Annotated in this window: 13 protein-coding genes; 10 read left to right on the top strand and 3 right to left on the bottom strand. The window is 43.8% G+C overall.

Going from position 1 to position 18,595, the window contains the following annotated elements:
- Position 1: 1 nt before the first annotated feature.
- From GTQ38_RS11700 to GTQ38_RS11680, 5 genes are all read left to right on the top strand, one after another.
- Positions 2 to 5,749 carry a DUF6443 domain-containing protein gene (locus GTQ38_RS11700; protein ID WP_161435703.1) on the top strand — a complete coding sequence of 1,916 codons (5,748 nt, stop codon included), beginning with the start codon at positions 2 to 4 and terminating at the stop codon, positions 5,747 to 5,749.
- A 4-nt stretch (positions 5,750 to 5,753) separates the two neighbouring features.
- Positions 5,754 to 6,545, top strand: coding sequence for a toxin-antitoxin system YwqK family antitoxin (locus tag GTQ38_RS11695; protein ID WP_161435702.1), 792 nt, complete (start codon positions 5,754 to 5,756; stop codon positions 6,543 to 6,545).
- 576 nt (positions 6,546 to 7,121) lie between these two features.
- On the top strand, positions 7,122 to 8,288 hold the full coding sequence (locus GTQ38_RS11690; RefSeq protein WP_161435701.1) for an RHS repeat protein: 1,167 nt from the start codon (positions 7,122 to 7,124) through the stop codon (positions 8,286 to 8,288).
- Positions 8,257 to 8,790, top strand: coding sequence for a DUF6843 domain-containing protein (locus tag GTQ38_RS11685; protein WP_161435700.1), 534 nt, complete (start codon positions 8,257 to 8,259; stop codon positions 8,788 to 8,790). The genes GTQ38_RS11690 and GTQ38_RS11685 overlap by 32 nt, the downstream gene beginning before the upstream one ends.
- Positions 8,791 to 9,118: 328 nt before the next feature.
- Complete coding sequence (locus tag GTQ38_RS11680) at positions 9,119 to 10,885, top strand: RHS repeat domain-containing protein (RefSeq protein WP_161435699.1); 1,767 nt, start codon at positions 9,119 to 9,121, stop codon at positions 10,883 to 10,885.
- Between the two features lie 640 nt (positions 10,886 to 11,525).
- On the opposite strand, the gene GTQ38_RS11675 is transcribed toward GTQ38_RS11680, so the two are convergent.
- A complete protein-coding gene (locus GTQ38_RS11675) occupies positions 11,526 to 11,864 on the bottom strand; it encodes a helix-turn-helix domain-containing protein (RefSeq protein WP_161435698.1) in 339 nt (112 codons plus the stop codon).
- Between the two features lie 305 nt (positions 11,865 to 12,169).
- On the opposite strand from GTQ38_RS11675, the gene GTQ38_RS11670 reads away from it, so the two are divergent.
- The 5 genes from GTQ38_RS11670 (at position 12,170) to GTQ38_RS11650 (ending at position 16,520) form a co-directional block, all read left to right on the top strand.
- Positions 12,170 to 12,718, top strand: a complete 549-nt coding sequence (locus tag GTQ38_RS11670) for a hypothetical protein (RefSeq protein ID WP_161435697.1) — start codon at positions 12,170 to 12,172, stop codon at positions 12,716 to 12,718.
- 40 nt (positions 12,719 to 12,758) lie between these two features.
- Positions 12,759 to 14,060 (top strand): RHS repeat-associated core domain-containing protein, encoded by a 1,302-nt coding sequence (locus GTQ38_RS11665; protein ID WP_161435696.1) that lies wholly within the window; start codon positions 12,759 to 12,761, stop codon positions 14,058 to 14,060.
- Positions 14,061 to 14,357, top strand: a complete 297-nt coding sequence (locus GTQ38_RS11660; RefSeq protein ID WP_161435695.1) for a hypothetical protein — start codon at positions 14,061 to 14,063, stop codon at positions 14,355 to 14,357.
- Between the two features lie 887 nt (positions 14,358 to 15,244).
- Positions 15,245 to 15,847, top strand: a complete 603-nt coding sequence (locus GTQ38_RS11655) for a hypothetical protein (RefSeq protein ID WP_317169069.1) — start codon at positions 15,245 to 15,247, stop codon at positions 15,845 to 15,847.
- Entirely contained in the window at positions 15,834 to 16,520 is a 687-nt protein-coding gene (locus GTQ38_RS11650; protein WP_161435694.1) for a DUF2490 domain-containing protein, read from the top strand. The genes GTQ38_RS11655 and GTQ38_RS11650 overlap by 14 nt, the downstream gene beginning before the upstream one ends.
- Here the strand turns inward: GTQ38_RS11650 and aat are convergent.
- On the bottom strand, positions 16,494 to 17,165 hold the full coding sequence (gene aat, locus GTQ38_RS11645; protein WP_161435693.1) for a leucyl/phenylalanyl-tRNA--protein transferase: 672 nt from the start codon (positions 17,163 to 17,165) through the stop codon (positions 16,494 to 16,496). The two genes, GTQ38_RS11650 and aat, sit on opposite strands and share 27 nt — an antisense overlap.
- A 20-nt stretch (positions 17,166 to 17,185) precedes the next feature.
- On the bottom strand, positions 17,186 to 18,562 hold the full coding sequence (locus GTQ38_RS11640; RefSeq protein WP_161435692.1) for a short-chain fatty acid transporter: 1,377 nt from the start codon (positions 18,560 to 18,562) through the stop codon (positions 17,186 to 17,188).
- Positions 18,563 to 18,595 lie beyond the last annotated feature (33 nt).

Below are 18,595 nucleotides of genomic sequence, written 5' to 3'. Positions count from 1 at the left end.
TATGATGACGATTGAAAATAATATCGAACGCGGATATAAAACGGTCATAGTGGCCTTGGTTTTGTCCCTTCTAGCTACAGTTGGGGTTAATGCCCAACTGGGCGGTAGCACCTACACGATTTCCCAATCCAATACGGCCTATGTAGGTCAAACCACCGTTTTTACCGTGTCAGGGCCAAATATCTATGGAACCAACAGTTGGAGTACTACCCGAGGAAACGTCAGCAGCACTAATGGTCTTTCTACAACAGCAACATGGACTAGTGCCGGGAGCACCAGTATAAGTGTCAATGTAGTGGACGATTGGTTCAACGTCTATTTTACGTCTAAGTTGCTTACTGTTACGTTACCTTTGAGCGCGGGATCGATCAACGGGGCACAGACTATTTGTTATAATGGAGATCCTTCAACATTGGGTAACACTTCCTCAGCATCGGGAGGTAGTGGTGGATATACCTATCAATGGCAATATTCAAACAATGGCAGTAGCGGTTGGACCAACATCAGCGGGGCTACCTCTACAACTTATGACCCCCCGGGAGGACTCACCTCATCCAGATGGTACCGCAGACGAGTGAAAAGTGGTCTTAATAGTACGGACTATACCACATCGGTAAAGGTCACGGTAAATTCACTAATGCTACCGGGTACCCTAAATGGTGTACAGACGGTTTGTTATGGGGGTAATCCTACTACCATTGGCAATGCCATCAGCCCTACGGGCGGCAGTGGCAGCTACACTTACCAATGGCAATATTCGTCTAATGGCAGCAGTTGGACGAACATTAGCGGTGCTACCAGCATTAGTTATGACCCTCCGGGGGGGCTAACCGCTACGCGTTGGTACAGGCGTAGGGTACAGACTTGCGGGGAGACACAATACACCGGCCCGGCGAAAGTAACAGTGAACCCTACCCTTAACTCCGGTAGTGTTGGTGGTACCCAAACCATTTGTCAAGGTGGCCAACCTATTACGCTGAGCAATATCAGCAGCCCAACGGGTGGCAATGGGAGTTATACGTACCTGTGGCAGTATTCGGCTAATGGTAGCAGCGGTTGGACCAATATCTCCGGGGCTACTTTGGCAAACTATAGCCCGCCGGCAGGCTTGACCACCTTGAGATGGTACCGCAGAGGGGTTACCTCCTGTGGGCAGACCAAACATTCCAGCCCGGTTAAGGTTACCGTTCACCAGAGTCTCTCCTTACCGACTGGTTCTACCAGCTTTACCCGATGTGGCAGTGGTACCCTTACTCTTTCACAGACCCCGGCCACCGGGGCCAATACCCTAAGGTGGTATTCGGCCTCCAGCGGGGGAACCCACCTCCACCAGGGCAGTAGTTACACCACCTCAAGTCTAAGTAGTAATACCACCTATTATGTGTCCAGTTACAACAGTACAGTGGGCTGTGAATCCGCCACGCGAAAAGCCATAAGCGTTACAGTGACCCCAACCAGCATTTGGTATGCCGATACCGATGGGGACGGTTTCGGGGATGCCGCGGTAAGCCAATCGGCCTGTAGCCAGCCCAGCGGCTATGTCAGCAACAAAACAGACATATGCCCAAGTACCTATGGGAGTTATGAGGGCTGTACCTATGCCCGGCCTACTTTAAGCGATGAGAACTATATCTACGTGCGTCAATACCAGGATACCGTAACTGCGGCTACCCAGGTCGATGAGAACAGTGATCTGATCGAACAGGTGAGTTATTTTGACGGTTTGGGCAGGCCCATGCAGCAGGTCGCCATCCGGGGGGGTGGTACTCCGGTGATAGCCTCCGCATCCGCATGGGAGATGGATTGGACCTCGGGCAGTGGCGGAACGGACTTCTTTAATCAGAACGGGGCCACTTCCGAAAACCAGCGGGAGAGCGGGATCACCCCTTACGGGACTACCGGGCTGTTGTGGAAATGTGGGAACGATGCCTTAAACAATGCCGATGGAGGCTGGAACACAGACTATATCACCGTAGATAAAACGGCCACCTACCGCTATTCGGTTTGGGTGAAACGAACCCATTCCCAGAATGGAAAAACCTATCACGGCACCCAGAATGTCAATACCTTAACTGGGGGAGCACATGCCAATCCGTACTTCTGGCAGGGCGATTTGCCCCAGATCGATGTCTGGTACCTGATGGTAGGGGTGATCCACCCTTATGACTATAGTGGAGGAGATAGCGGGGTAAGTGGGGTGTACGACCTGCAGGGCAACAAGGTGCTGGATGGCACGGAATACCGATGGGGGTCTGGTACCACCACCTCCCGTTTCAGAAACTACCTCTACTTTGCCACCGATACCGATGTACGGCAGTATTTCTGGAACCCAAGCCTGCAAAATATGAGCGGAAGGGAAGCCTCCCTCTCTCATGTCCTGGAACAGCAACCCAGTGATCTGGTTACCCATGTGGAATACGACAGCTTTGGCCGCCAGGTCAGGGAGTACCTTCCGTATTTTGAACCCGAGGGAAGCTCTGGCAGCTATCGCGGGGATGTCTCCTTAAAAACCAAACAGTACTACCAAGAGCAGTACGCAGCAGATTTTCCCAGCATGACCAATGTAGCGGATATCAACCCCTATTCAGAAAAAGCCTTTGAAGCCTCCCCCTTAAACCGGGTAGAGAAACAGGCCGCACCGGGTAAGGCCTGGAACATGGGGAGTGGCCATGAGATTGCCTTTGATTATCAGGCCAATGCCGCCAGTGAAGTCCGGCTGTACAATGTTTCCCTTGCCCTTGCCAATAACACCTATACCCCAACCCTGGTGGCCAACGGGTATTATACGGCAGGAGAACTGTATAAGAACATCACCTACGATGAGAATTACAACAGTACCACCTCCACTACGGACCATAGCACCGAAGAGTTTACCGACAAACAGGGCCGTGTCATCCTCAAACGCACCTATAACAATGGCGCTCATGATACCTATTATGTGTACGACCATTACGGCAACCTCACCTATGTGATCCCACCCAAGGTAGATACCACAGATGGGGTGAGTGCCACCGAACTGGCCGAACTCTGTTACCAGTACACTTACGATCACCGCAACCGGCTGGTGGCCAAGAAGCTCCCGGGAAAGGGGACCGCTACGGATTGGGAAGAGATCGTCTACAACAAACTGGACCAGCCCATCCTGACCCGGGATCCGAACCTCAAAGACCAGGGCAAATGGCTGTTTACCAAATACGATGCCTTTGGAAGGGTGGCCTATACCGGAATGGTGAGTAGTACCAGTAGCAGGATTAGCCTGCAAAGCGGGGCAAACAGTGCCACAGCCCAGTACGAATCCCGCCAGACCAGCTCCCCGACCCTGGCCGATGAAAAGGTATTGTATTCCAACAATGCCTACCCCAATACCCTGAATATGGAGATCCATACGATCAATTATTACGACAGTTATGCGGATGCTGCCAGCCTTAGTGTCCCAAGTACGGTACTGGGCCAGGCCAAGGCCAGTAATACCACCGGACTGGCAACAGTGAGTAAGGTAAGGGTGTTAGACCCTTCAGCCACCACGGGGCAGGCAGACTGGATCACCACCATAAGTGGTTATGATAAAAAAGGCAGGCAGATCTATACTGCCAGTAAGAATGAATACCTGGGTACTACCGATGTGGTGGAGACCGAACTGGACTTCACAGGCAAGGTAAAACAAACCAAGGCCAGCCATACCAAAGGGACCAATAGCGCTATTGTAACCACCGATACCTTTACCTACGATGCGCTGGGCAGGCTCTTAAAGCAAGAGCAGACCCTGGGCAGCCATACCGAGCTGTTGGCACACAATACTTATGACGGTTTGGGGCAACTGGTCAAAAAACAGGTGGGCAATACATTGGCTTCCCCGCTACAGGAAGTGGACTATAGCTACAATGTCCGGGGCTGGCTCAGGCAGATCAACGATCCTTCCAGCTTGGGCAGTGATCTGTTCGCTTTTGGGATCAATTACAACGACACCCAATACGGTGGAGCGTCCCTTTACAACGGCAATATTGCTGAGACCGCCTGGAAAACGGCCAATGACAATACCTTACGCCGATACCGTTATGAGTACGACGCCCTGAATCGATTGGAACTGGCCGCTTTTAACCTTGGGGATAACTCACAGCCGCACCGTTATTCTACTTCCAATATCACCTACGATAAGAACGGCAACATCCTGACCCTGACCCGTAAGGGGCATACCAATACCGGGGCCACCTCTTTTGGCACTATGGATGTGCTGGACTATGATTACCATAACAGCGAGATAAGTAACAAGCTTTACAAGGTTCGGGACGATGGCAACGACAATTATGGCTTCAAGGACAGCACCACCGACAGCCAGGACTATTGGTATGATGCCAATGGCAATATGGTCCGCGACCTGAACAAAGGTATTGGCACCAGTAGTACAGATGGCATCAGCTACAACCATTTAAACCTACCTGTACAAATAAAGTTTGATAACAGCAGCAGCAAAAAGATTACCTATATTTACGATGCTTTGGGCACCAAACTAAAAAAGACGGTGACCAATGGAAGTTCTGTGACAACAACGGACTATGCGGGCAACTTTATCTACCAGGGCGGGAACCTGCAGTTCTTTAACCACGCGGAAGGCTATGTAGAACCCGATAGTAGTGGGGGCTATGATTATATCTACCAGTACAAAGACCATTTGGGTAACATTCGGTTGGCCTATGGCGATGACAATGGGGACGGAATCATTGCTGCATCCACTGAGATCCGAGAGATTAACAACTACTATCCTTTTGGATTGAAGCACCATGGGTATAGTACTATTCAGAATGGGAGGGATCATAAGTATGGCTTTAACGGAAAAGAAGAACAGGAAGCATTAGGCCTTGAGTGGTTAGACTTTTCAGCCAGGAATTACGACGCTAGTTTAGGTAGATGGATGAACTTTGACCCCCTTTCAGAGTTTATGTTTACACAAAGTCCATATAATTTTGCATTTAATAATCCGATATACTTCATAGATCCTGACGGATTATCCCCTAGAGGAGGAAGTATTCGTATTACCGGGTATTATGATGATGGAGCAGGAAATGTCGTATATGATCCTGATATAAACAGTCAAGAAGATCTAGATGCATTGGGTATTGAAGGGGCTTCATATATAGGAGACACTTATTATGATCCTAGTACAAATACATATTATGATGAAAGTGGTATTGCGCATGAAAACTATGAAAGAACAGAGGTCGATTTAACTAAATTTAGATGGAGTTTTTGGTTATGGTTGATGAATCTAAATATTCAAGGAAATTCTGCAGATAGAATAGGTTCTGGGTTCGTATTAAGGGGGAAAGGCAATAGTAATAAATCCAATAATAAATCCGACAACCCGGAAAAGGACATAGAAATTCCCGACGAAGTAGTAGCTGCTTTAAGAGGAATAACTGGTAAGTATAAGGGAGTCGCATACAAAAATGGGATCAAAGTAATTCAAAATGGGCTCAAAGACACAAAAAAGGTGAAGCGTGTCATAAGTGAATTAGGTAAATTGATTAGTGGGGAAGGCATTTATAGCAATACTACCATTGATTCTCAAAACTATACGGTAGGAGAAACAGCTGAATATGTTATTAACATATGGAAAGATGGGCAAGCTCAAGGAGGAGCCGGACCAGTGGGTACTAAGGATACCACTGGTATGAAGAGAGAAGCTTTAAATGGAACTCTTTTTCCCGGAGTACAAGTTGATTCAGTTTCGGCAGAAAAAGTAAATAATTGACGTTGTGAATAGAACAATTATTTGTTTCCTAATTGGTACTATTTTTTGTAGCTGTAATGAGGTAGCTAAATCTTCGGCTACTGTTGAGTATTTTGCTAATGGCAATGTAAAGAGTAAAACCTCTTTTAGTAGTGGTAAGAAAACGGTTTTTCAATACTTTAAGAATCATAAGGATACGGTAGAAATAATCTATAGATACCAAGATGATAGTTTGAAGCATATGATGCATTACCATTCAAACGGAAATTTAAGAAAGATTGGCAAGCTTTATTTAGATAGTTTAAAGATAGGTAAATGGAAATTCTATGAAAGAGATGGTAACCTTAAAGATATTCGTGAATATTTGTTAATTGATGGAAAGTCCTACTTAAATCAGCGCTGGATTTTTAATGTAGATGGAGATACTATTGGGGGCAATTATTTTGAATTAAAAATGAAAGATACCATTGCTCAGGGGCAAGGAAATCGCTTTCATTTTTTCTTAAAAGAACCTCTTTTTTCATATAAAAGTGAATCTTATGTTTTGATGCCAAAAGAAGGGCAAAAGGTAGAAAAGGACTTTTCAAACCAATACAGCATTGAATGGGACACTATAAATAGTATCGGGACAAAATATAGATTTAATGAAGAATTGAGGGTGAGAAATCATGATATAATTTTGGATGCATTCGCTAAAGAGAAAGGAAAAATGAATCTGCGAGGTATTATCGTGGAAAAGCATTTGGAAGGGGTGGGTGATTCTATTGATTTTAAGACCAGAAACATATACTTCAATATACCATATGTTGTGAAGTGATATCTTGTACAAAATAGTACTGATTTCCACTGAAGGCGGACAAATGTAATCCATGTGAAAGTAAAGCTAAGCCACTACTTGCCAAGCCAGGCTACGTGCTAGTTGATATGTTTTAGTATGTGTATGAACTCACATGTACAAATAACTATACTAAAACCACAGTGGCATCGCTATCGTTTTGTTTTTTCTTAGGTTTACCGTTACAAGATCATGTGGTACCCTTCTCCGAAGTATAGGCGAAGAAAGCTTCGAACGGTAATGTCCCAGCAGTAAGCTGGGATGGCGAAGTTTCTGAGCTGGTTTTGCCGGCCTGACCGTAAGGCGGGCAACGGCAAAAATACATACGGAGAAGGTGTCCTTTTTCTATTGCTTTTTGGACAAGCAAAAAGCAATAAAAGAAAATAACTACCTCATATTTACGATGCTATGGGGGTAAAACTACGTAAGGTAGTGGAACAACCTTCGGTAAGTTCTGTGACAGGATGGAGCGTCAAGAAAATACCCGGTGGGTATTTTTAGCGAACAGGCCAGGCGGCGCGTTGGCCAAGCGGGAACTACATCTATGAGAATAGTACTTTGCAGTTCTTCAACCACCCGGAAGGCTATGTGGAACCCGATGGTAGTGGGGGCTATGATTACATCTACCAGTACAAAGACCATTTAGGGAACATTCGGTTGGCCTATGGCGATGACAATGGTGACGGAATCATTACGACATCCACTGAGATCCGAGAGATTAACAACTACTATCCTTTTGGGCTTGAACATAAAGGATATAATAGTGTAGTTAACGGCGTTGAAAATAAATATATGAATTACAATGGCAAGGAGTTGGAGGAAGACCTTAATCTTGGATGGATTGATTATGGTGCAAGACGTTATATGAGAGATATTGGAAGATGGACGAGTATAGACCCAATGGCTGATAAAATGCGAAATAACTCACCGTTCAATTATGCATTTAATAATCCTATTCTTTTTGTTGACCCTGATGGAGAGTTTCCGATTATTATTCACGTGAGAAGTTTTGCGCCGTTCAAGCATTTTGGAGCAGGATTATGGCACGGGGACAATAGAAGCTTTAGTAGAAATCCTTACGCTTCTTCAAGGTTACACCAGATTACAAATTTTGAAACAGATACAGGTGCTTTTACAACACAAGCATTTGGTTCAATCTCGTCAAGTAGATATGGAGCTTGGGCATATTCTGAAGCTCACTTAAGAAATGAAGGTTCTACTCCTTATAATTTAAGGACTCATATGTTTGGCAATAATGATGCTGTTTTCCCTGCTTGGCCAGGAACAATGGTACCGCCAGATGGAGGGCCTACTTGGGCTATTGATGTGCATACTAACTTAAATGTTGAAGTTAGCGACCTTGATGGTGGCGACCAGCTATTAAGTATTTGTGGGCAAGTAAGTGGAGATACCTTCCCTAATGCAGAAGCTTTTGTGTCTGATGCCGAGGGTAACTCTGTTTGGTTAGGAACCTTTGCAACCCAGTCAGGCCCAAATACAGGACCATTCTTTACGTTGGCAGGAGATAGTAACGACCCTATGATTAACATAAACATTGGTATAGTTACCAATAAAGATGGAATATTTAAAGGTGTTAGAGTTGGTGATAAGACTATATCTTTAGAGCAATGGAACAAAGATACAACCGGACCAATGTCTGTAGATGAATTTAAAAAGAACCATAAAGATTTATATGACCAATTATTTGGAAGTACAAATGATTAAAAAAATAGCATTTTGTTTGTTGTTTCTATTGACCTTAGCAAGTTGTGCACAAGAGGCAGAAGATACCATTAGGTTAATACCTGAAGGTTATCAAGGAGCGGTCTTAATTATCTTCAATCAAGAAGATGGTACACCAAAGGAGTATGAAGAAAGTAAGCGAGTATATAGAATACCTACCGATGGTGTATTGAGAACTAAATTTAAACCAAACTTTGGTACACAAAAGCATCAATTTTTTTACGTTGATGACGAAGGGAAAAGAACTGAAATTCCCTTTGTTATGGTACAAGGTAAAGAAAACTTAAGTGGGATTAATAAAGGCGATGGAAAAGTATATGCTTATTTGGAGCGAGCTTCAGGAGAAAGCATCAAAATTGATGCCGACGGTAATGAGTATTCTATATCGCCAACAAGGACTTTTTATTTAGGAGACCTGAAGGACATAGATAAAGATTATCGTGAACAATTAGATTTTACATTTAAGCACCATAAAAACCAATAAAGAAAAGAAACCACCCAAAGGTGGTTTCTTTTCTGCTCTACTTTTAAAGAACCCGGAAAATGCTTTGGTGTTTTGTTGTACAGCATCCGCATCAATGCGGAGCTTACCCTTCACTTGCAATTGGACGACACGTTTCCTCTGCTGGAAATTTTTCCCGCCGCTAGCGCGAACGTCACGCTCGTGCAGTCAAGAGAAAGACGTAATGTTGTGGAAATAGAATAGGGAAAAACACATATTTTTCAGAATTTAACTACTCTCAGGGACTCAGGAAGTTAAATGCAAATACAATGTCCGGGGCTGGCTCAAACAGATCAATGATCCTTCCAGTTTGGGCAGTGATCTGTTTGCTTTTGGGATCAATTACAATGATACCCAATACGGGGGTGCGTCCCTTTACAATGGCAATATCGCGGAAACCGCCTGGAAAACAGCCAACGACAATACCTTACGCCGGTATCGCTATGAGTACGACGCCCTGAACCGATTGGAACTGGCTGCGTTTAACCTTGGGGATAACTCACAGCCGCACCGTTATTCCACTTCCAATATCACCTACGATAAGAACGGCAACATCCTGACCCTCACCCGTAAGGGGCATACCAATGCCGGGGCCACCTCCTTTGGCAATATGGATGTGCTGGACTATGATTACCACAACAGCGAGCTAAGTAACAAGCTTTACAAGGTTCGGGACGATGGGAACGACAGTTATGGCTTCAAAGACAGCACAGCTGACAGCCAGGACTATTGGTATGATGCTAATGGCAATTTGACCTCCGATGCCAATAAGGGGATTACCGATATTGATTACAACTACCTAAACGTTCCCACGAAAATAACCGTAAGTGGCTCCAATAGCGGTACAATCGACTTTATATATGATGCAGAGGGCATAAAGTTGCAGAAGACAAAGACCGAAGGGAGTGTAACTACTAAAACGGACTATGCTGGAAGTTTTATCTATGAAAATGGAAGCCTTCAATTCTTCAGCAACCCAGAAGGTTATGTACAACCTGATGGTTCAGGAAATTATGATTATGTTTACCAATATGTTGATAATATAGGTAACGTGAGATTAAGCTATACTGATGCTGATGGGAATGGAAGTATAGACCCTTCTTCTGAGATAATCGAAGAGTCGAATTTTTACCCTTATGGCATGATACATGAAGGGTATAATGAGGTAATATCTTCAAGTGGTAATAGTACAGCACAAAAATGGAAATTTGAAGGACAGGAACTGAACGAAGATTTAAGTTTAGATGTCTATGAATGGAAGTATAGGGTTCATGACCCCTCAATTGGCAGGTTCTGGCAATTGGATCCCTTGGCAGAGGATTACTCTTGGATGACAACCTATCAGTTCTCATCGAACCAACCTATCCACGCAGCTGAATTAGAAGGATTGGAAAGTTCGGCAGATTTGAATCAAGATAGATGGAATAGACAGTTGTTAGGTGGAGAGATAACTAAGGAAGAGTTTCTGGAAATCCACAAAGCTAATGCTGGGGGAGGCGCAATTGCTACAGGTTTGGTGGCCGATGCTTTGTTCACCAAGGGAGCTATCACAAAAAACTTGCTGAAACAAGTGGGTGTTCAAACTGCTTTTAATGTTGCAGAACAAGGTTTGTCAGGCGAAGATATTGACGTGGGCTCAGCTTTAACAGAGGGTGCGGGCGATGCTGATCTGTTCGATGCTTCTCTAGATCTTGCCACATCCAAATTAATCCCTGGAGGTAAAGTAACGGAAAAAGCAATTGAAACTCTTGTTGCTTCAACGGTTGATGTAACATCAGAGGGTGGTGTTGAAATTGGAGGTATAAACAAAGATATGACCGATGTTGCAGTTGACTTTTCATTTTCAGTTGCTACCGATAAAGTCAAAGAATTTATTCCTAACATGAAAATCAGTGGCAACAAGACAGTTCAAAAGGCAGTAGGAAAGGGAGTTGATTTTGTTTCAAGTCAAGTAAGGTCAGCCGTTCAGAGTCCAAGCACAAGGCGACAAAGTAGTACTAGACAAGATCCTAGGCTCTTTCGAGTTCAAGCTCAAGATAATACTAAGGTAGACTTAAACCTAAGAAGAAAATTATAAAAATCAATGATGGCTCTTAGAACGATATCTAAAATAGTATATTATTTTTTGGTCGTCTTAGTAATGACCGATATTATTATTCTCATAAATTATATTTTAAGAGACTACGGAGAGAAAAGAAATATAGAAGACATAAACAGAACGGCCTTAATTTTTTTTTCAATAACAATTGCACTTTTTATAGCTAATCGTATCTTAAAAAAGAAGTTGAAAAATTAAATGGGAATGGAAAAGTTAGCCTTCCTTAGATCCTAGGGAAGGCTACTGTTTTATCTTTATCATAGTAGTTTTTAACTCTGTAGTGCTACTGGAAACTTGGCTAACATAAGTTTCACCATCAGTCTCGAGAATCTTCACATATATTTTTTTACCAATGATCTCATCTCGATATTCGTAATTAGTAACATCTATATATGTTAAAATATACCTACATCGAGATTTCCATTCAACATTGGTTATAATGGTTATATCATCTTTACTATTGTATTCGACCTGAATAGAATCATTACGTGTAATAGTAATATGATCTAAGCTCTTATCTAAATATTTAAAAGTTCCCGTTCTAAAGTCAGAGCAGTTTTTTGCTTGTGAATTACAACTAAGTACGAACAGAGCAAGAAGGAAAATTAGATACTTCATCTTAACCTATGGACTTAAGTTTTACGTTTTTGATAAGGGCATCAAGGGTATAGAGGATGTACTTCCTGTCCTCTTCCTTGAACTCGGAAATATCCCAAAGCCGTTTAAGCATCTCAGGGCTTTTGTAAAGTTCCGCATTGTCGTTTTCGCCCAATAGGTAACCGACAGAGGTATTGAGAGGATTTTCCAGTTTTTTGGCGGTGTCCACGGAAAAGGTTATCACATCACGCTCATTATTGGAGATTACGAGGACGGACGTATTGAGTTGGCTCGCCAAGTCTGTTTGGGACATTTTAAGCTCCTTCCTCAAAGAAGCGATACTCTTGTCAAATGACATCATAGAACTAGATTTAAACGGTTATAAATGCCTGTAAATTACGGTTCAAGACAAATATATGAACCTTAACCGATCCCCGCTACCGCCAGTCTACCTTTTGGCAGACAGGTCTGAGACTGGTGGCCTGAAAACAAAGGCCAAAGAGTTAGTAATTCATAAAACCAGATAGCAAGGACTTGAAATCCGTGTGGACATCTACCTAAAATCTAAATAGACAAATAGCTGTAGCAAAACCCCGATACGGAGGAGCGCCCCTTTACAACGGTAATATCGCTGAGACCGCCTGGAAAACGGCCAATGACAATATCTTGCGCCGGTATCGCTATGAGTACGACGCCCTGAACCGATTGGAACTGGCCGCTTTTAACCTTGGGGATAATTCACAGCCTCACCGTTATTCCACTTCCAATATCACTTACGATAAGAACGGGAACATCTTATCTCTCACCCGCAAGGGGCATACCAATACCGGGGCCACCTCCTTTGGTAATATGGATGTGCTGGATTATGACTACCACAACAGCGAGCTAAGTAACAAGCTTTACAAGGTTCGGGACGATGGGAACGACAGTTATGGCTTCAAGGACAGCACAGCTGACAGCCAGGACTATTGGTATGATGCCAACGGCAATATGGTCCGAGACCTGAACAAAGGTATTGGCACCAGCAGTGTAGATGGGATCAGCTACAACCATTTAAACCTACCTATACAAATAAAGTTTGATAACAGCGATCAGAAAAAGATTACATATATTTATGACGCCACGGGGGTAAAACTACGCAAGGTAGTGGAGCAACCTTCGGTAAGTTCTGTGACAGGATGGAGCGTTAAGAAAATACCCGGTGGGTATTTTTAGCGAACAGGCCAGGCGGCGCGTTGGCCAAGCGGGCAACTACGTGTATGAGCTGGGTAACCTACATTTCCTTAATCAGCCTGAAGGCTATCTAGAGCCCGATGGTAGTGGGGGCTATGATTATATCTACCAGTACAAAGACCATTTGGGGAACATTCGGTTGGCCTATGGCGATGACAATGGTGACGGAATCATTACGGCATCCACTGAGATCCGAGAGATTAACAACTACTATCCTTTTGGGCTTAAGCACCAAGGGTATAGTACTGCTCAGAATGGCCGTGACCACACGTTCGAGTACAATGGCGTTGAGAGGGAGGAATCTCTTGGGTACAATATGATGGAGATGGATTTTAGGCAGTACGACCCAGCCACGGCAAGGTTTACATCAATTGACCCGGTAACACACCACTCACAATCTGCCTACAATGCCTTTGATAACAGTCCCATTTATTGGTCTGACCCTTCAGGTGCCGATGCAGAGTCGTTGATAAATGATATTTGGAACAATTCTGGGAGTGGTTCCACCAAATGGACAAATAGTGGCGATGGTACGTTCTCAGGAAGCAATGGTAGAAGTGTAGATTGTGACGAATGTCCCAAAGAAGGACAGACAAGGACAAAGGAATTGCCTTTAAGGTCGGAAACGGGTCAAGACTCACACACTATTACGGAGTTTTACCACGCTGGCGGGGTTTCTGGCTCAGAATCTGGATGGTATACGAGTCATGCATATGCCAAAATTATTAGACCTGTTGCTGAGAACCTTTCTCGATATATAGGGGGATGGGATAATGGTTCAATGGAAATACAAGGAAGTTATGATGCTTATCTAAGTTTTATGGCTTCGCGATCAACCGTGGATGGATTCTACGACTTTTTGTTATCTTACGGAAATGGATTGAAACACGGAAACAATAGTCGTAGGGCTTTCATGAGATCTGGTTTGGCAGAACCTATGCACTTTAGCTCTCCTGTCTTTCTAGGTGCTGGCCTATTGAGGAACTTAGGGGCTGCCCTAGGCAATATGGGGAGTACTTCAATACCAGTTTATCGAGTATATGGTGGGGGTGCTGGTAGATTTGGAAATTCATGGACATTTATAAACCCAAGATTATATGGAGGTACATTCAGAAATTTTGCAGGACTTCCTACAAAAGGATTAAGAGTTAATTCTGGAAACCTAATGATAAGAGGATCTGTTCAGATTAAAAATATTTCTGGAATTAGAATGGCAATTCCGGCGCACGGAAATTTCGGACGGTTAGTTCCGGAACTTATAATAAAAAACTCCTGGAATACTGTTAGATGGAGTCCAAATCAAATATTTAAAGTGAATTTTTAAGTGGACAGAGATAAAAAAGAAGTAATAATTGGGCTGAAAAAGCTAAATTCTCTACTCAATGAAGAAGGTTTTTCTAGAAATTCATCGGAGATTAAGAATCTAATTTATGCTATTGAAAAAGATGATTTAGAAATATTTAAAAAAAATTACAATTCGAACAATATATGGGGCGGAGCCGGGTCTATTTTAGATATCGATTTTAGAGATTTTGAGAAAAATAAAACAAAGCATGATACTTTGAAACAATTAAAAGAATATAAGAAAAAGGTTATCAAACCGTTTTGGAAGTTTTGGTAAGGACCAGATAGGGTAATGTTCCAAATTAGAGCATGACGAAACCTTAAATTATAAACAAATGATTATCAAAGGCTAACCTAATGGTTAGCCTTTACTTTTATGGATATAATGAGATACCCAAAAGAAAGGAATAGATTATAGCCCGTAGAATGGGCAGTTAATACAGCCTTGTGTTCTAAATTAGGGCATGGAAAAAATGAAATGCCCGTATTGCAAAACCACGGCTACTGCTAACCCTACATCACCTTTTTCGCCTAACTTAGTTAGCTTAAAAATTGGGGTTCCAAAGCAAAGTGGCGAAACGCACTTCCGCTGGCAGCACCGCTATTTCCTAAAACCTTCGGCTTAAATCTAATGAAAAACCTTGATTAAGAACCCTCTTTTTGGGCAGCATAGGAGACAGACTTAGTTAAGAATCGGCGAAACCTTTCAGCCTCCGTAGCCGAGCTACTTCGGCGAAGGAGCTTGGAGCCGATTTAGAAGATTGGCTCCAGTTTTAAAGCTCTTCTTTAAAAATGACTATCCAAAAAGTCCCCTTTTTGTTTTCCTTTTTGGGGAAGCAAAAAGGAATAATGCGCCCGAATTACAAATCCTGACTAACTGGTTTTAGTTTTTTGTAAGTTTGGAATGACCACGAGATACAATCTCTCGGTAGCTAGAAGAAGAACGGATTGCACCTTGTCCGCCTCTGGTGGAAATCCGCGCCAACAGGTTGTCAGTAAACAATTTGCAGTGGGCAGTCCTCCTTCGCTAAAGCTACGGAGGATGAGATCTGCAGGCAGCAATCAGTTCCTGACTATACAAGTTTGTAACTTGAAAACTTATAATTCAACACTTAAAACCCACTTCTTGAACTTGATCTTAAACTTTAACTTATACTTACATCAGTGAAACAGACTATAGCTATACTCATACTTTTATTCTTATACGGCGGAACAATGGTTGCGCAGGACAAGACAGTTCCCCAGGTGAAACGAGAACGTGAATTCCGTATCAAAAAATCCCAATTTCCCGAGCAGGCCGTGGACTTTCTCAAAGAAAAGCTAGAAAACGCCAAAAAGATCCGATTTTACAAGGAGATAGACAGCAACAGAACAAGCTATGAGGTAAAGTTTAAAAAAGACAGGCTAAAATACAGCGTGGAGTTTAGTGAAGCAGGTAAATTGGAAGACATTGAGATCCTTATCCGTGAAATAGACCTTCCCAATGAGAGTCTGAACCAAATTAACAGCTACTTGCGTCAAAGTTTTAAGAAATTCCGCATTCGTAAGATACAACAGCAATATGTGGCATCTCCTGGGGAAAACCCAGAAATCACCTTAAAAAATGCCTTTCAAAATCTTCTGCTACCAACTCTTAATTATGAATTCATTATTTCGGGAAAACAGGAGGAGGAATACCAGGATTACGAGATACTTTTTGATGCTTCAGGGAACTTCCTGAAACTAAGAAGATCCCTGCCTGCAAATTATGACCATGTACTGTACTAAGCCTAGTCTCTTACTTTTTGGTTTACTTTGGGTATGCGGCTTATGCCGTGGACAGGAGAGACTTACGGCTTACTGGCAGCCTCAATTTAGTGTTAACTACGGGGTAGCAACCAACTATTCCCATAACTTTAGTCTCACCAACCGCAACTTCATCTTTGAAGATGAAGCCGTAGTATTTCGGGGCAGGCAACTGGACCTCGCCCATTTCTCCAAGTTAAAAATCAGGGATAACCAGAGTATTGCCCTGGGACTGCAATACCGTTTCCGGAAGCTTTTTGAAAAGGACCGCGGCAATGAATTCAGGCTTACACAACAATACAATCTCGTTCAAAAACCCAATATAATCCGATTTGGACATCGACTGAGAACGGAGCAAAGGATCTTTGAGTCACTCACGGTGCATAGATTCCGGTATCGGTTTGCTCTGGACCGTCCGTTACAGGGAGAAAAACTCGATGTGGGTGAAGCTTACTTCATAGCAAGCCTGGAAAGCCTGTTAAGTGTGGCCAAAGCGCAGAGCCCACAGCTGGATGAACGCCTTACATTTCAATTGGGTTGGCTGTTAAATCAAAAAACCCGTTTGCAGACCGGAGTGGAATACCGCTGGGAAGATTTTACCCAGGAGCGGCAAGATGTACTTTTCCTGCTAAGCTCCCTGGTGATCTCCCTTTAGTATTCGTATAAATTCTGACCGTGGTATTTCAACGGCACCCAGGCTGTGCAAATGTGCAGTGTATAGCTGGCAGTCGATAAATTTGTAGTTTTTGGTTTTCAGATGCTCCGCAAGCCGTATCAGGGCATATTTGGAAGCATTATCCACCTTGCTAAACATGCTTTCCCCACAGAAAATATGTCCCAGATCTACACCGTACAAACCTCCCACCAACTCTTCCCCCTGCCAAACTTCATAGGAATGTACCACTCCCCTTTCATGTAAGGTCATATAGGCTTCCTTCATTTTTTCAGTGATCCATGTGCCCTGTTGGCCCTTTCGGCTAACTGTGGCGCATCCCTCAAGTACCTGTGGAAATGCGGTATTTTTTGTAAGCCTGAACGTTCCGTCCCGGAGTACCTTTCGCATACTTTTGGAAATCCTGATCTGATCCGGATAAAGCACCATCCTCGGATCCGGGCTCCACCAGAGTATCAGGGAATCCTCATTAAACCAGGGAAATATGCCGTTTTTGTAAGCCAGTATCAAGCGCTCCGGGCTCAAATCCCCGCCAAAGGCAAGCAAGCCCTCAGAATCGGCATTCTCAACCGGTGGAAATTCGAGTCGGTCTGACAAAAACGTGATAGGATTACTTTTCTTCTTCATTCTCCATTCAATGATGCGACCTAGATCAATAAGAGGCCGGAAATATAGACAATAACACCAACCAACATAAACAGCAGTGTATAAGGCAGGATCTCTTTGGCCTTAAGCCGGGTAATCCCCAGTAGGGGTAAAGCCCAGAAGGGTTGAAGCATATTCGTCACCTGGTCTCCATAGGCCAAAGCCATTATAGCCTTGGGCAAGGGAACTTGCAGCTGCATTGCTGATTCCAGGACCATAGGACCCTGTACTGCCCATTGTCCGCCTCCGCTAGGTACAAAGATATTGACCAATCCGGCACTAAAAAAGGTAAATATCGGTAAAGTGGTTGCATTGGAGATAGAGACAAAGAAGTCCGATATACCACTTATCATTCCGCTATTGCCCATCACTCCCATTATGCCAAAGTAGAGTGGGAATTGGATCAGAATTCCGGCGGTATCCCCAATGGCTTCTTCCACTGCCAGCAGAAACCTCCTGAAACTACCGTGAAGGATTATAGCGAGGCCGAGCATAAAAAAGTTCAGCATATTAGGGGTAATATTCAGAGATCTCAACATTCCGGAGTATTGCAGGCTAAAGGCCGCGATTATGAGCAATCCAAAACCAATGGCAAAAAGTTTCGATCGATCCAGTCTTTCTGCCCCTTTTACCTTTACATGCTTATCTTCCTGAAACTGGTAAGCCGTTAGCCTGAAAGCCTCTGTTTTGGTAGTTTTTCCCAGTCTGTACGCAAGCAGGGAGACCAGTATAACTACTACGGCAAAAACGATAAGGTTCCAGGAACTAAAGACCGTAACCGAGGTAGAAATGGTATCTGGCAGTTGCGCCAAAAGCTGAGGGTCGGAAAAATTCTTCATCAGGTCGCTTAAATGGCCTGCCTCAGAAACCTTTATGGGGGCTGAACCGCTTATCCCTCCATGCCACACCATGAGACCGGCATAACCACAGGCACCTACCAGGGGATAGTTTATCGGGATCTGTTGAGATTGGGCATATTCCCCGACCTTTCTAGCCAAAATCGCGCCGAAGATCAGGCCCAGGCCCCAATTAAAAAATGCTACCAGCATCGTAGACAGCACAACCAGCACCGCGGCGTTGGCGGAATTGGTAACCTGGCCTGTTAGCCTGAGGATCAGCTTTTCCATTGGCGGACTCAAGACCAACACATGCCCCAGCACCAATATGAGCATCATCTGGTATGCAAAAACCAACAAACCATTGTTCCAGATGCCGGCTTCCCAAAAGGACAGCAGCAATACCAGATGGTTTCCGTCGGAAGTATTTTCGGTAAATGCAAGGGCCAGTAACAGTGTCAGGACCGTTAGCAGTACGGCAATAGTGAATGGGGAAGGCAGGTATTTTCTGAAGATATCCTCTACTAGCCTGGTCAATTTCATACGCCTACTTTTAGTTACACCCTACGGGCTCCA

This window comes from Poritiphilus flavus, assembly GCF_009901585.1.
GTDB lineage: Bacteria > Bacteroidota > Bacteroidia > Flavobacteriales > Flavobacteriaceae > Poritiphilus > Poritiphilus flavus.
This window is presented reverse-complemented; position numbering and strand designations above follow the sequence as displayed.